Source organism: Membranihabitans maritimus (assembly GCF_021729145.1).
Taxonomy (GTDB): domain Bacteria; phylum Bacteroidota; class Bacteroidia; order Chitinophagales; family Saprospiraceae; genus Membranihabitans; species Membranihabitans maritimus.
This window is the reverse complement of the sequence record NZ_JAJSLW010000002.1, coordinates 422,354-438,557: the sequence shown is the minus strand read 5'-3', so window position 1 is coordinate 438,557 and position 16,204 is coordinate 422,354. Positions and strand designations below refer to the sequence as shown.

Genomic DNA, 16,204 nt, shown 5'->3' with positions numbered 1-16,204 from the left:
GCCGCTGAGGTTAGGGCTCAGGACACCCATCAAATTTCCAAAACTTTCGCTCCCTTATCTCTGGACATATCTCCTTACCTACCTCCAATTCATCATTTACATATCCTATATCTACTGGAGACTGATGTACCCAATTACTTTTTTTTGCAGTTATCTCAATGTGCTGTTTTTGGGGGTTAATGGTTATAAATGTAAATAGCTCATCCTGATAAGGACAGGTATATTCAATCCAGGGATTCTCTACATGAATTTCCGCCGGATAGCTCTCATGCTTATAATTTCCGCCTACCCAGTAATATGAAGCTGAATTTACGTGAAAATAATAGACGTCTTTTACGCATAAAAGGTGATCAATATGGCTATGGCCATTAATAGCAAACAGGATTTTATCCTTATGAACTGATAATAGATTCTGAATTTGGACTGCGTTATCCACTGATATATACCCCGCCAATGGCTGATGTGAAACAATAATGACCGGCAATGAAGTACTCTCCAACTCTTTTACCATCCAGGAAAGTTGCTCTTCCCCAATATACGAGGGATAACCACCTTTATATGTAGGGCTTCCCTTATCATTGCCATCCAATACTAATATTTTAATACGATCTACGACATAGCTATAATACCGGTGGGGTATACCCCATATATCGATACATTGTGAAAGGGTATGTCCATTATCTGTATCATGATTTCCAACGACATGCAAACTATTTATGTGCGCTTGATTAAATGCATTAATTACATCTAAATTATCCTTATTAGGGTAGGCAAAATCACCCATTTGAATAATAGCATCGGGTTTTGTTTTTTCCGATGCCTGTAAAAAACCTTCTAACCGACGAAAACCATCATGCATAATATCATGATGTAAGTCAGCAATAAATCCTAAAGAAATAGGATTGTTTATAACTGAAAGCGACAAATTAGGAGAGAATGGAACAGTAATAACTCCACTGGCTATCAATGATTTTTTTAAAAAGTTTCTACGATTCATATATTCTATTTGTACGAAGGTTCAAAAGCCCGGTTTTTAATATTTTCAAAGATATAATTTCTTATTAATTTTCATATTGAGAAATATTTTTTCTTTTTGTGAAAACACCCGATTGAATAATTACGGTTCCAGAATCCGGGGTCTTTTACAATTTAAATTCATCTCCCGCACCTCCTTTCACGTATTATATAATCAATGTCACTTTCTCCATCAACATTCTGCAGGATACATGTGTCTGATTCTCGGACAGGGGATTTCAGGATACGGAATTAAAAAAAAACCATTAGGAAAATTGAATTTTCAGCAGTGACTTTTTCATTTATCCATATACAACAGCAGAAATTTGCCGTTGAATATTCCAATGCAGGAAGGGTAAACCGTTCTAATGGAGTTAAAACCTGCGTGACAAGAAAACCGCCTTCCAAAAGGAAAAGCTCTGAATGAATCAAATAGTCAAGGTGGCACCCATCCCCCAAGTGACAGGGTAAGTCCTGGACATTCTGATGTCTCCATCTAAAAGTATACCTATTGATCTATTTTAGATTACAATTCTTCTTTGCATTCGAGGTGACAATAATACTAAATGGATAACTTGGTTCATCCCTTCCTTTACTTAGTAATCACAATTTAATCGAATAGGATATTTTGTAAGGAGAAGGCAAGAGATGCAGTCATTCCCCACGAATTTTGGACAACCAAGAGCTATTTGGAATATACTCAACGAACTCATTTACAACTCAATGAGCATTGAATATTATATTTGGTACTATAGTATGGTAATTTTTCCATCCAAACTGACTTATTCATACTGCCTTGATACCTCAATTGAGGATTCAGTTCATGGTGATGAAATAGAATACAAGAAGTTCAGCTGGTCCAAGGCCGGAGTTGGTCGGAACATGAGGAATATTCCCGTCAAAAAAAATCGAGTCTCCTTCAGCCATGCTAAATGTATTCCCATCCAGATCGAATTCTATTTCACCCCTTAGCAGATAAACATATTCCATTCCGGCAGTTGTCAATTTTTCTCGTTGTGCTCCCGGCATTAAAAGTAAGTGGGATATTTCCATGGAAGACCTTTCCAGGACTTCTGAAAAAATAAATGAATATTCAAAACCCACAGTGTTTTCTTCTTTTTCAATCCTTTCCAAGCTATCTCCTTTAATCATAAAATATCCGGGAAAGTCCGAATCGGAATTAATATCTTGAAAAAACTCATTTAAATCTACCTGAAGGGCCCTCAACATTTGAAGTAAAGTAGGCAATGTAGGTATTAACCTACCATTCTCAATCTTTGAAAGCATAGGAATACTTACAGAACTGCGGGCACTCAATTCAGAAAGATTAAAGTTTTTTTCTTTTCGGATTTGCCGCAGTTTATTTCCAATTTGAAGAGTTACATATTCTGTAGATTTCATATACTTAAAGATTCCGGTACAAAGGTATTTTTTTTCACAAAAATTTTATTCTTAGTTCAATAGAAAAGGATATCCACAATGGGTGGTATTGTAATTGCAATAATAAATCTTCCCCCTCTACTTGAAAATAGAACCAAATTTAAGCTCTATTATAATATAAAATCCTCTAAAGTCAGCTCTTTATAGAGGGAATGAATTCTTCTCCAAGATGAACATTTTAATTTCAATATATCAATGGCCTAATAACAAGAATTTGATGAATATATTGGATTCAACCTCATTAAAAAAGGAACAATTCCATGCTGTGGAGCAAATACTTAGTGAGACAAATAGAGTATATTTTGGAAAGAATATTACTGTTTTATAGAGACATTGGGTGGGATGAAACACTTAATATCCAACAAGATCAAGGGAAAAAGCAAATTTGCAATGATCATTTACCTTGCATATCTCAATTAAATGCAGGAAAGTTCAATTGAATCCTCAATAGATGGGTGCAGGAGGTATACTGGAAAGGGAAACTGATCCCGTCAGTTTTCGGCAGTGGAAAGACTCCGGATCCCTCATACCGGGAAAGATGGAACAACCTACTTCTCCATTTAGAAATTTACCCATTCGTATCGCTCAGGTATCTAATAAAATTTAAAAAGCGGTCTTACAATAGATTTTCAATTCTTTCAAATCCTAAATCAAATATTGTAGCCAGCGCCATAATCCTACATTTTAATGCCCAGATGAAGGAAGATATTTTGCTTTTATAAAACCCGTATTACTGAATTGTGTATATTCTTATTCTAAGCTAACGTAATATTTACTTTTTCCGCTAGCATTTGAAGTTCGGACCACAAATTTTGCAGCCTCTTTTCATCTGAATCGTCTAAAGCCCCATTATAAGTCCTGCTATTTACATTGACAGGCAGGCCTCTTATTTTCATAAAGTATTTGGCACTAATCTTATATTTTTTCCCAATAACTTTCTCATTCCGAAGAATAAAATCATTAACTAATTCTACCTCTTCCTTTTTTCCTTTTTTATTAGCATTTTTGCACAAATATGCATACAACTCCGGGTAATAATTACTTGCAATAGTAGAAGAACCTGCACCGTCGTGACGCAAAGAATCCAGAATATCCGGAGTATGAGCATTGTACAATCCCAACTTTGAACCTTTACACGCTTTTATTTTTTGACGGACAGTTTCTGCATCACAGGAAGTATCTTTTAAGTAAATAAAACGGCCTGTATCCGATATTTTACCAAGTAATTCCGGCGAAACCAATCGTTTATACGGGCTTGGGCATTCGTATATACCCAGGGGAATTCCTTCCGTTTCATTAACTAATTCCATAATAGAGTTGGCAAAATCCTGGTCACTTGCATCTTTCCCTACAATCACACTTGTAATAATCACTACACCATCTACGCCGGTATCATGGATTTTTTTTATAAAGGAGGCATTTTCACGTACATCATCAGAAAAAGTTCCGGTAGAAAGTACCGGAACTTTACTATTTTCTACTACAAAACGAGTCAAGTTTAATCGCTCTTCAGGAGATAAATCATACATTTCACTTGAGGCACAATTGGCAAAGAATCCTCGAATTCCCGCTCTCTCATACCAATTAATTAATTCTTTAAGTGCAGGATAATCAATTTTTAGATCTTTTGTAAATGGCGTCATCATAACGGCATAAGCTCCCCCTGGCAACTCCTGTATTTTATCCTTGGAATTATTGAAATAGGAGGAAGTAGCATATGCACTGCCTGTCAAAAGTCCAGCACCTGAAATTGCTGCTATCTTAATAAACTTTCTGCGTTCTATAGAACTCATAATTTAAATTTAATTATTTAGTACTGATTCCCAAAAACCGGTATTTGCATTCTACAATGACGGAGTCTGACAAATACCTTTTATACTATTTTTCAGGTCGTAATTCTGTAGTTTTTAATAAGGCTTATCTGTTCCCTGTAACAACCACATCTTAGAACGGATATCATCATTTGATGAAGTATTCGCATATTCCGTTCTTTCCAAATTTTCAACGGCTTTACTATATTCTTCAATATATTGAGGATCCGGAGGATTAGGTGTGTCATAGTGATACCTAATTGGCAACACCGGCTGATCTGAATCAACTGGTCTTTCAAGATCTGGATACCCCGTTCTGCGCCAATCGAACCAAGGTTCGGGTCTAAAAAACATTGAAATATACTTTTGAGTCATTACGGTCTTATGTACGTTATCGGATTTGCTTAGGTCAACCGATTCTTGGTTATAATATCCATCAAAATCAAAACCTCCAACATAATCATCAAATATTTCCCATTCAACCATAGATGCTTCTATGGCCATTTTATAATGACTTTCAGCATCACTAACTCCAAATGCTCCAATAGCGCCAGCTTCTGCCAAAATAAATTCAACTTCAGAATAAGTGATAATTTCCATGGCAACTAAATCATTTGCATTTTGGAAATAAATTTCACTCAATCTACTTACATACGGGCTTGTTTTAGGCTCCACTGAACCATCACCACCGGCATTGTATGTGATAAATGTTTGTGCACTACCAATAGGTAAACCAACATACAAACTTGTATCCAAATCATCAAAACCGTCCGGATATGGCAAATTATTAATAGGGAATGTTTGACCTAAAGGATCCGTATGTTGAATGGTTGTCGCTTCAGCAAGACCTCTAACCCAATGATTTTCTACAGGTCGTAACCATCTATACAATCTCGGGTCGTTTCGATCGCGTAAGAGGTTTAGAAAGCCATTCCCCATTCTTCGAGCATACGTTAATTCTGAAGCTCGAAACGGTCCTCCTCGAAAGGAAGTTCCTTCAGAATTTCCAATATATTCTAACCTTGCATTATCTTCACTACTGGTAAAAACATTCTGCGCTGCATCTTGAAATTCTGAGTCTAGATTTATTCCTAACTCCCCTTTTTTATTGTTTAGTAATAAACACATTCTGATTCTCAAGGAATTTACGAACTTCACCCACTTGGATTTGTCTCCATCATACAACAAATCGTAACCATCCAATACGGGAACCTCCGATCCTGGGATTCCTTCGATCATATTTTTTGCTGTCTTCAAATCAACCAACAAGGTTTCATAGATTTCTTTCTGCGAATCATATTTTGGAAATACTAGACCTTCATCCAGTTGGTTTATTTCCGAAAATGGGGCGTCACCATATATTTTTGATACCAAATCAATTAATATAGCTCTATAAACTAATGCTACAGCCTCAAGAAAAACGTTTCCCTCTTCTTTACTGAGATCAGACATTGCTTGAACATCTACTAAACTTGAATAAATAGATTCCCAGGGACTACTTTCTCCCGGTTCCCATAATAAGGCATTTAATTCATCCGCCTTATAGCTGTCTCCCACTTGGTAATACTGCATGAGGGAAGGAACTCTCGAACCCCAGTAGCCGAATTCACTATATAAATTTGCTACATTTCGAGTATTAGTGGACATTAAAAAGTTGGGAGACAATTCACTTACATCATTCGGACTCTCATTGATTTCATCAAAATCACTACATGAGTTTAGAAAAGATATAAATGCAATAGATACTATTATTTTTATTATATTCTTCATATTTATTATTTATTGTGGTTAAAACTCAACATTTAACTTCACACCAAAACTACGGGTATAAGGAATTACAGAATAGAATTCATATCCCGCTCGTTTAGTATCACCGCTATTGACATATGCCGTTTCCGGGTCAATAAATACGTCGTGTTGAGTCCAGACAAACAAATTTTGACCAAGTAAGGATACAGAGAGATTTTGCAATTTCAACCTATCTACTATAGTTTTGGGAAATTTATACATAAATGACAATTCTCTCATTTTTACATAAGTAGAGCTGAAAAGGTTGGCTGAAGCCAGATACCTGTCAACACCCTTTTGCGCATTATAAGGATCCAACCAATGAGTACCAGGACCACCAAAATTTTCAACATAATTACCATCCTCATCCACTTTTACTCCGACTGCAAAACTAGCATCATCCACATAAACTCTTTGTCCTGACGCGTTTATAAAACTTCTTTGCTCTCTTTTCTGCTCATCTTGCCAAACAAAACCACCATCTTCTGCATCACGTCCACCTATCCATTCATTTATATATTTTTCGGGATTGTCTCTAATTTGCTGTGCTATATCCCCATTAGGGTCGTAATCTGCACTACCATTAATGTAGTCTGGGAACCTTCCATCATTTTTGCCCTGTCTCAAAGTCTCAGAATAAAATTGTCCTCCTGCTCTCCAGTCAAAAACTGCTGTAGCACTAAAGTTCTTAAATTGTAGAAAGGGACGTATTCCCATTAAAAAATCAGGATTGTAGTTTCCGATTTTTTCAAGGTTCGTAAGGTCTGGATCTCTAGCAGGTTTTCCATCAGGACCTATAATAGCATGTCCATAATACTCAGAATTAACATCCTCCACTTTGAAGAAAGGCCGTTGGTAAATAGATCCTACTTCGTCACCTGGATAAGTATAATAATATCCGTACCCTTGTGTATATCCAAAATATTCAATGCCTTCAGCAAGTTCTATAATGCTCGTTCTATTTCTGGTGAAATTCAATCCTAAATCAAAAGTAAAGTTACTCTCCCGAATAAGAGTGGCATTTAGGGAAACATCCCAACCTTGACTCTTTACCAAACCAGCATTTATAAGTTTGCTGCTTGCACCAGATGTAATGGGTGTATTAATGCCAAGAACCTGATTTCTATTTTCCACAACATAATAAGTACCATCTAAAGATAACCTGTTATCAAAAAGTGATAAGTCAACTCCATATTCTATTGATGTTGCTATTTCTGGTTTTAGTTGTGCATTTTTAGCAGTTTTAGATAAAGAGGCACGTTTAACATCGCCCCAGTCCTCTCCAAAGTTAAAATATCTTTGAAGCTGATAGGGATCTACGTCATTACCTACCTGAGCATATCCTGCGCGCAGTTTGGCTAAAGATACCCAGTCAGGCAAGGAAACCATATCACTTAGAATCATACTAAGTGAAGCCGATGGATAAAAGTATGATCGATTTTCTTTGGGAAGTGTACTGGACCAGTCATTTCTCGCAGTTAAATCTAGATATATCATTCTTTTATAGCCAATAGAAGCTTGTCCAAAAACACTATTTACTTTCTTTTCACTCAAAAAGTTATTGTAAATCACCGAACCTGGACCTCCATTAGAAATAGTATACAACCCTGGAATAACCAAATTGGTAGTTGAGTTTTGAATGTTTTCAATATTATTGGTTCGAAGGTTACCACCTAGGTTGGTACTAATATCGAAGTCACTTAAAATAGTTTGATTATAAGATAAAAGTCCTTCCCAATTTTGCTCAACAAAACTTGAATTTTGAATATCAAAATTCCCTTTCACTGCATCAACCGTATCCCATGGCCTCCGATTGGTCGCTCTTTGATTGGATTGACTTCTCATATATTTTGCGGTAAAGCGTAAGTTGTCTATGAACTCCCAACTCATTTCCAACTTATTTAATACTTGTGTTCGATCAAATGCAGTTGTAGCCAACTCTTGCATCAAGTAAGGATTATTCCATCTCTCTTTCCATCTCCGTTGTACGATTCCCGTTTGACCTGGCATCCACCAAGTTTCAGGATTAAGATAAGGTTCCATATCCACTTGTGATCCAATAGTTAAAATGGCTCTGGTTGGCGTTCGGAAAGATTTGTCTGTATTCGGTCGATTATCTGAACTCGATTGATTGATTGAGCTCATTATAGTAACGTCCAAATTATCTGTCAGATTCATCGTTCCATTGATACCAATATTGTACTTTTTCAAGTCTACATTTGGTAAAATCCCCGTATTATCAAAATTCCCTAAAGAAACACGGAAATTGGCTTTTTCATAATTCCCACTGATACCGACATTATTCGCTACCGTCCAACCATTTTGATAAAAATCCTGCTGGCGATTAATATTGTTTTCATGTGAAACCAATTCACTGGGACTATCCTGATTTCTTTGTTGAGCAATGAAGCCGTTGTTTAATTTTGGCCCCCAAAATTCGTAAGCATCATTTTGAAAAACATATGCCCCATTTTGACCTGAAGCATATTCATTCTGAACTGGAAGATATCTATATGGAAGGTCTGCTACAAAAGAGGAATTAAAACTTACCCCTAAGCCTGCTTTCTGACCTGTTCCTGATTTTGTGGTAATAAGTACTACACCATTAGCAGCCCGTGAGCCATAAAGGGCGGCTGCACTCGGACCTTTCAAAATAGAAATTGATTCTACATCATCTGTATTCAAATCTCCAATCGCATTTCCTAAATCAGCTTGATTAAAAAGATTATCCTTTGAATTATAGATCGGAACACCATCAATCACAAATAAAGGTTGATTGTCTGAATTAAGTGATGACGCCCCTCTGATAACCATGTTCACAGATGAACCTTTAACACCATAGGTCTGTTCTATCTGAACACCTGCTACTTTCCCTTGCATTGAATTGAGCACACCAACCTGGGGCGTGGTATTTAATTCCTCCCCGTCAACTTCTCCGACCGAATAACCGAGCGCCTTTTTGTCACGGGTAATACCCAAGGCCGTAACAACTACTTCATCCAGGCCAAAAGCATCGGTTTCCAGTATTACATTAAATGATGTTTTTCCATTAACCACCACTTCTTTGGTCTGATATCCGATATAAGAAAATACTAATGTCGCATTCTCATTGATGTTTTCTAAGGTGAAATTTCCATCTAAATCTGTTGAAGTACCTCGATTAGCACCTTTTTCCTGAATATTAACCCCAATTAGAGGTTCTCCTTCCGAATCTGTGACTTTTCCGGATATATTTATATCCAATTTTTTAATTTGCTTTTGGAGCGCAGGATGTAAGAGAGGTACGGGTGTCACTTTTTCCCGGACCGGAACGGTTTTGTCTTGATTACTAATCACATCCTCGAGATGCTTCACCATTCCTTTTAGTGATTGAATAGCCCTTTGGTTCTCCTCGTATAAGATTACGTATCGATTATCAAATATCTTATACTTAATAGAGGTCCCCTGTAATAATGTCTCAACTGCCTGTTCTACAGACGAATATTTTACAGGTTCATACACGACTTTTACATCTTTGATTGATGATTCATCATAGCTAAAAAACACCTTAAAATCTTTACTCAATTCATGAAGTGCTTCTGCCAGAAGAACCTTCTCAACATTCGAATTTTCTTTAGCCCCTATTGCAGGAACCTGAAAAATCATTGCAAAAACAGCAATACAAAAGACCATGGCATTTCGTCTTCGTGAAAGATCCCGAAATAATTGAAGTCCCGGAATTTTCTTTTTTCTAGGTAAAAAATTTAATTTCATGTTTGTGTGATTTAATTTTCCCCGGAAGACAATTAATTCTTCCAGGAAGATTAATGATTTACAATTACCAACGAAAGACCGGGATCACGGCCAATGAAGACCGGTCTTCGTTTTTACTTTTTAATTTTAATTATTCCTTGTTTCTCTTCTAAATCTACGCCTGTCAATAATTCTATTGATTTCTTCACAACCTCCCAATCCGAATAAGGGAATACAGCTGAATACTTTCGATTCAGGAGATCCATATCAGTAATTTCAAACTCTTTTCCATAAATATCTTCAATGCTTGTCAAAATGTAATCAAGTTTCTTGCTGGTATATTGAAATGATCCATCCTTCCAGGAAGCACTTTGATCAATATTCCCATTACCTTCAACCAACTGAGTAGTAGCTACCGAATAACTCAACAGCTGACCCGGTATCATAAATACGGAGGTATCGGTTCTTTCATGCAAGCCTAGCTCCACGCTTCCTTCGTCAAGATACACATCGGTTTGATCACCCCTGCTTTTCACATTAAAGGCTGTTCCCACCACGCGAATTGATAAATCATGTGTTTCTACTATAAAAGGAGTTTTGGTAGTATCATTTCCTTCGTAGATGGATACCACATCAAAAAATGCTTCTCCCGATAAAAACACTTTCCTTCTGTTGTTATCTTTCCAGTCTTTCGCCCATTCCAACTTTGAATTGGCATTTAGTGTGATTACAGAACCATCATCCAATACTATTTCTTCTACTTCCGCAAACCCCGTTTCATAAACCAGAAAGTCATCACCTGACCTCCCCTTCCACATCAAAGCAACAATAATTATTGAAATGGATGCCGCAATTCCTATACCCCATTTCCAATTAGTGTCAAACCCTCCTTTCTTACCTCTATTATTCAAATATGCTTCTTCTATATCCATCCAGGCAACGGGGGACCTTTCCTCATCCAATTTTTCCCACTCGTCACCCATTTCTTCTTTAAGTGCTTTAAGGTTACGAATATCTTTCAATGCATCGAATAACTGGTCATATTCCTCTGATGTTACTTCTCGGGAGAGATATTTACGATATAATATTTTTAGTTTATCCAAATCTTTCATTCGTTCCTGTTGTATTTGTGAAACGGTTGTAAATAAAAAACGGACTAGTTCAGGAGAAAAAATTTTAAATATTCTTCATTACCTTTTAACATGTGTTTATGAATTGTAATTTACTTTCCTATCTTACCTCAGCGTAAAAATGCCCCCACTCCATATCATAAAGGTATTATCAAAGAGACAGATCTCAAGCCTACAGCCTACCGTAGGCCCCATTATATTGTTGTATTTTTTTGTCTTTTTTTGATACTTATTTAATCACATTGACTTTAATTCAAAAACAAAATATTATTCTAAAAGCATACTACGCCCTTAGAAAACACTTAACTTCCATGTTATATAATTCTGAATTTACCTCTCTGGTTATAATTCAAGTAACAATAAATTAATATTAGCACATTATAATTTTGTTAAAATTAATTTTACTTTAGAGATATAAAGTGGAATAAATAATAGGATTAGGTATGAGGTCTAAATTCAAAACTCCTGATGATCTCGAAAATATTTTTCATCAGTACAATGACAAAGTTTTTGCCTTTGTCTTAAAAAATCTGGGCAATCGAGAATTAGCCAAAGATATTACACAAGAGGTATTTCTAAAGATCTGTCTTAGAGCCAAAAGATTTCGACAAATAGAAGATAAAAGCAATTATATCTATCTAATGACCCGAAATTTGGTAATTGATCATTTTCGCAAAGCTTCACATGAATTAGATTACAGGAAAACGCTGAAGGAAGGATGGTCAAATCCGGTTGAAAAATCCATTCACCATGCTCATTACAAGACAGTCCTGGACGATGCTTTGGATCAACTTCCGCCTCGCCAGAAAACTATTTTTATTATGTACCGCCAGCAGGGACAAACAATGAGTGACATTGCGGAATGTTTGGGCATTTCATATTTCACTGTAAAAAACCATATAGCAGAAGCAAGAAAAAACTTGAAAAAACTAATTAGTCCGGAAGTAATGTACGGATTAGGGGTAATTGGACTACTATTTACCTAGCGGTAGATACGAATACATTTGGTCTATCCCAATTCAAAAGTTGTGACTCCGTAAATCCCCTTTAAATTTACTTTTGGGGGCTCAAGAGTATACATTCTTGCCGTACCGAATACAGGCTCCATATCAAATTGCAAAGCTAGTTTTATTCCCAATTGGTTTACTTCTGGCACATCTAAATAAATTGATGATCCATTATTAGGAAATCCAAAACAGGTTTTCAATAGACCAAGGGCTGTCTCATGTTTTCTGGCAAATAATGGGCCGATTTTATACCCCTCTCTGCACTTCCTCATCGTGACATACCCCTGAATATTGCCATCCTCTAATACTATCCATGTTGTGGAATTTGGTTGTTCAGTCCAATCTTTTATAAACCTTTTTCTATCAACGGGAAAAAACATTCTATCAAATTCACACAATAAATCAAAATAATTTACATCATAAGGGATTAATTGCTTACTATATAATTGACTTTTTTGGGAAATTCCTTTATATCTCACATTTTTATACGCTAATTTAAACCCCGACTTTTTGTAATTATCCTGCTGTTCAAGAACCCCATCAAGTCCAATATTCTGTGTAGACAAATAAGATATTGCCTTATCCCATAATCTCTTTCCATATCCCAGTCCCCTAAACTCAGGTTTGACAATATAAAAACCTATAAAGCCAAAAGATTGGTCGTAAGCCACTGCTGAAATAGTCGCAATAATTTCACCATTTAAAATTCCCGCAAAAAATCCATTGGGATCTGCATTATAAAAACATTCTCCATCACCTAATCCTGGATTCCATCCTTCATTGTATGCCCATTCTATGCAAGTAGATGCCATTTCTTGGCTGGTCATCCTGCGAATTTGATAATCTTTCATTTCTCTTTCGTTAATTTGAGAATAATATTTTTAAAATCCGGAAATTGTCGAATCAATTCTCCCCGATCACCTATTTCAAAATCTCTGAAATCAAACCCCGGGGAAACCGTACATCCTACAAGTGAATATATCCCCCCTTCTACTAAATTTGCAGCAAACCAATAATGGGCCGGAACAACAAACTGGGGAACCTCTCCATTTCTAATGTCATTTCCAATATTAACATTGGAATATCTTCCTTTTGGAGATATCATATGTAATTCAATTGCACATCCCTTATAAAAATGCCAAATTTCATCCTGCTTAATTCTGTGAAAAGCAGAAAAAGAACCTTTTTCCAATAAGTAATAGATACCGGTGCAAAAATAACGACTACCAGCAAATTCAGCGCCTAAATTTCTTTCACTAATTATATTAGAAGCCTTATAAGTCTGTTTGTAAAACCCTCCTTCCGGATGAGGTTTCAAGTCAAACTTTTCAATAATTTGAGCAGCTGTATCCATGTTCAGCAATTTATAAAAACTCAACCTATTTCTTAAGAATTACGAACACATATAATGTAATAAACATTTTACTCCAAACAAATTTCGCCCAATACTTGTTGGTAATAACAAGGAATAGAGATCAAATACAAAATCAAACCAGTGACCAATGGATAAACATATCGTAAGAATACTTCAGGTAGAGAGAATAACACATGACGTAAAAAGTTTTAAAATTGAGAAGCCGGAGGGGTATGAATTTATACCTGGTCAGGCTACTGAAGTAGCTATTAACCACCCGGATTGGAAAGACGAAAAACGCCCTTTTACTTTTACATGCCTCAATAGTGATCCTTTTTTGGAATTTACTATAAAAATCTATGATGATCACAATGGCGTTACCAAACATATTGACAGTCTTCGAAGAGGAGATGAATTAATCATCCACGATGTATGGGGTGCTATAAAATATAAAGGTGAAGGAACTTTTATAGCAGGAGGGGCTGGCGTAACTCCCTTTATTGCCATATTCAGGCAATTAAAAAAAGAAAATATAATAGGGAACAATCAACTACTATTTTCCAATAAAACAGAGAAAGATATCATACTTAGAAAGGAATTTGAATCACTGTTGGGCGACCGCTTTATCAACACTTTAACCGACGAAGAAAAAGAAGGTTTTGATCACAGCCTAATTGACAAAGCCTATCTTGAAACCAAACTCCATTCCTTCGATCAGGAATTCTATATTTGTGGCCCTGATGCAATGGTCAAAGACATTAAAAAAGCATTAAATGAATTAGGAGCAGGCGAAAATGTCATTACCGTTGAAATATAGTTTTTTGAATTCGATGAAGATGCAGAATGCTGAAACATTGGCAATAGCAAGATCCAATGTCGAATACTGACCGGATCGCGAACAATTTAGAACCTTAACAGGAAGATGGTTTCTGTTTTTTAATGGTGAAGAAATCCTGAAATATAAAATAGCCTATAAGCTTCAAGTGTGTAGCAGAGCTTTTTGTATTCCCATCTCTTATTTTATCCTGATAAATCGGTAGGGAATTGCCATCGATTATACCCGGCAGAAAGGACAGTGCCTACCCGGAATAAGAGGGCAAACCTTGTCCATTTGATTCTTTTTCTATCTGAAACAAAAACGACTCCCTGGGTTCAGGGTATTTACCTTTACCATGCAGTCCATCCCCCGTCCACTACCAGGTTATGTCCTGTCACATAAGAGGATGCTTCCGATGCTAAAAACAATATCGGTCCTTTGATGTCGTGTTCATCCGCAAATCTCTGCATAGGTGTCAGCCTCTTGTAATTTTCAATAAATTCTTCCTTTCCTTCCATCGCATCAACTCCGGGTCCAAATCCACCGGGACTTATACAATTGACTCGAATACCATTTTTTGCATAAAAATTGGACAACCATTTTGTAAAACCAACCATTCCCCACTTATCATACGTATAATTTAAGGGACTTGTCATTCCTGTATCTCCATAAACTCTAAAGTTGGGTCCAACTACACCCTGGATGGAACCGATATTTATAATATTTCCACTATTGCTTTTTATCATAGATTTAACCACCTCCCGGGTAATGATCATCAATCCGGTGGAATTAACCCTTTGAGAATCTTCCCATCCCACTTTGGTCATATTCTCCAGATTTTCAAAACCCGCTCTCGAAACGGCATTATTAACAAGAACATCTATGTGTCCATATCTGTCTAAAACGTCATTTACAAAGCAGGTAATAGAATCTTCATCGCCCAAGTCAAGTTCCATTCCCATTGCGTTCCATCCCTGGGACACCAGTTTTTCCGCCCATAAAGTACAATCATTTACATTTCTTGATGCAATTACAACATTTGCCCCTGCTTCTGCCAGAGCAGTTGAAATAGACTTCCCATATAGTCCTGATCCTCCAGTAACAATAATGACTTTCCCATCCAATTTAAATCTATCTAATACACTCATTTTAAAAGGTCATTTTTAATTTGGTAAATACTTTTTTTCAATTCCAATTCCGTGCGAATTATATATTCCATATGTGTGGTGTAATTACTTTTTTTGGCACAGATGCAAAGCTTTCATAAATTTCCTCCCTTAAACCTGGTTTAAGGGCTGCTTTATTCATTAACTTACTGTTCTGCTCTATTTGTTGAACATTGTCTGCACCTACCACCAAACTGGTTATTCCAGGAATATCCCTGACAAATAAAAAAGCCATTTCTGCTACAGACAAATTCGTCCTACTTACTATTTCTTGAAGTTTTCGAATATAAGGAACAGCCTCCTCAAATATTCCTTTTAATTGTCTCTCGGAATTAAAAAATAACCCCTTTAAGAAAATACTTCTTGCAAAAACGATCCTGCCAGATGAGTCTAAATATTCAAGGACCCCGGATTTCATTAATCTGTGATCAAAAATATTAACCGGGACTTGAAATGCTTGTATATCCTCATACTCCATTAATTCTTTTATTTCCTCCGGCTCAAATACAGAAACACCCCCTTTTTCAATGAGATCGAGATCTTTCAATTTTCTCAAGATTCCGGGAATTACTTTACAGGTATCCTCCAGGCTATGATCCGGCCCTTTGTGAAAAAGTAAAATTGGTATTTTATCTAATTTCAACATTTTTAATGACCTGGAAATACTGTCAAATGCTTCGTTAAATGCTGTACCCGGATTCTTCAGGTGGGATGGGTTCACTTTAAATTTCGTAACGACCATAGGATTGAGTCCTTCCTCTAAAAACGAACCTATCACTTCTTCCGAACTACCATATTCCCGGGCTGTATCAAGGGTATTGATTCCCAGGTCGAAGGCTGTTCTTAAAATAGATTTACTTTCTTCCAGGGTTGGTTTGGGATTATGAATGCTATAATCAAGGCCTAGCTGCACAGTCCCCAAGGTCAATTTTGATATCTTCATTA

Annotated in this window: 13 protein-coding genes; 3 read left to right on the top strand and 10 right to left on the bottom strand. The window is 36.4% G+C overall.

All coding sequences use genetic code 11. From position 1 onward, the window contains the following. Positions 1–10: 10 nt before the first annotated feature. Both LVD47_RS03760 and LVD47_RS03755 read right to left on the bottom strand, forming a co-directional pair. The gene (locus tag LVD47_RS03760; RefSeq protein ID WP_236974206.1) at positions 11–997 is read right to left on the bottom strand and encodes a metallophosphoesterase family protein; all 987 of its coding nucleotides are present in this window, start codon (positions 995–997) and stop codon (positions 11–13) included. An 833-nt stretch (positions 998–1,830) separates the two neighbouring features. Then, positions 1,831–2,415, bottom strand: a complete 585-nt coding sequence (locus tag LVD47_RS03755; RefSeq protein WP_236974205.1) for a helix-turn-helix domain-containing protein — start codon at positions 2,413–2,415, stop codon at positions 1,831–1,833. Positions 2,416–2,905: 490 nt separating this feature from the next. On the opposite strand from LVD47_RS03755, the gene LVD47_RS03750 reads away from it, so the two are divergent. Beyond that, complete coding sequence (locus tag LVD47_RS03750) at positions 2,906–3,061, top strand: hypothetical protein (RefSeq protein ID WP_236974204.1); 156 nt, start codon at positions 2,906–2,908, stop codon at positions 3,059–3,061. A gap of 148 nt (positions 3,062–3,209) precedes the next feature. Here the strand turns inward: LVD47_RS03750 and LVD47_RS03745 are convergent, their stop codons facing one another. The 4 genes from LVD47_RS03745 to LVD47_RS03730 form a co-directional block, all read right to left on the bottom strand. Next, on the bottom strand, positions 3,210–4,247 hold the full coding sequence (locus LVD47_RS03745) for a dihydrodipicolinate synthase family protein (protein WP_236974203.1): 1,038 nt from the start codon (positions 4,245–4,247) through the stop codon (positions 3,210–3,212). Between the two features lie 114 nt (positions 4,248–4,361). Next, positions 4,362–6,035, bottom strand: a complete 1,674-nt coding sequence (locus LVD47_RS03740; protein ID WP_236974202.1) for a SusD/RagB family nutrient-binding outer membrane lipoprotein — start codon at positions 6,033–6,035, stop codon at positions 4,362–4,364. 18 nt (positions 6,036–6,053) lie between these two features. Then, on the bottom strand, positions 6,054–9,806 hold the full coding sequence (locus LVD47_RS03735) for a SusC/RagA family TonB-linked outer membrane protein (protein WP_236974201.1): 3,753 nt from the start codon (positions 9,804–9,806) through the stop codon (positions 6,054–6,056). Positions 9,807–9,919: 113 nt separating this feature from the next. Then, positions 9,920–10,897 carry a FecR family protein gene (locus tag LVD47_RS03730; protein WP_236974200.1) on the bottom strand — a complete coding sequence of 326 codons (978 nt, stop codon included), beginning with the start codon at positions 10,895–10,897 and terminating at the stop codon, positions 9,920–9,922. 461 nt (positions 10,898–11,358) lie between these two features. Between LVD47_RS03730 and LVD47_RS03725 the strand changes: the two genes are divergently transcribed. Continuing rightward, entirely contained in the window at positions 11,359–11,901 is a 543-nt protein-coding gene (locus tag LVD47_RS03725; RefSeq protein ID WP_236974199.1) for an RNA polymerase sigma factor, read from the top strand. Between the two features lie 23 nt (positions 11,902–11,924). Here the strand turns inward: LVD47_RS03725 and LVD47_RS03720 are convergent, their stop codons facing one another. Together LVD47_RS03720 and LVD47_RS03715 are read right to left on the bottom strand one after the other, a co-directional pair. Beyond that, entirely contained in the window at positions 11,925–12,773 is an 849-nt protein-coding gene (locus LVD47_RS03720; RefSeq protein WP_236974198.1) for a GNAT family N-acetyltransferase, read from the bottom strand. Beyond that, complete coding sequence (locus LVD47_RS03715; protein WP_236974197.1) at positions 12,770–13,276, bottom strand: cupin domain-containing protein; 507 nt, start codon at positions 13,274–13,276, stop codon at positions 12,770–12,772. Before LVD47_RS03715 ends, LVD47_RS03720 begins: the two co-directional genes overlap by 4 nt. Before the next feature lie 148 nt (positions 13,277–13,424). Here LVD47_RS03715 and LVD47_RS03710 point away from each other — a divergent pair, with 148 nt between their 5' ends. Beyond that, positions 13,425–14,093: an FAD-binding oxidoreductase gene (locus LVD47_RS03710; protein ID WP_236974196.1), complete on the top strand. Its 669-nt coding sequence runs from the start codon at positions 13,425–13,427 to the stop codon at positions 14,091–14,093. A 350-nt stretch (positions 14,094–14,443) separates the two neighbouring features. On the opposite strand, the gene LVD47_RS03705 is transcribed toward LVD47_RS03710, so the two are convergent. Further along, on the bottom strand, positions 14,444–15,241 hold the full coding sequence (locus tag LVD47_RS03705) for an SDR family oxidoreductase (protein WP_236974195.1): 798 nt from the start codon (positions 15,239–15,241) through the stop codon (positions 14,444–14,446). A gap of 58 nt (positions 15,242–15,299) precedes the next feature. Next, on the bottom strand, positions 15,300–16,202 hold the full coding sequence (locus tag LVD47_RS03700; protein ID WP_236974194.1) for an aldo/keto reductase: 903 nt from the start codon (positions 16,200–16,202) through the stop codon (positions 15,300–15,302). Positions 16,203–16,204 lie beyond the last annotated feature (2 nt).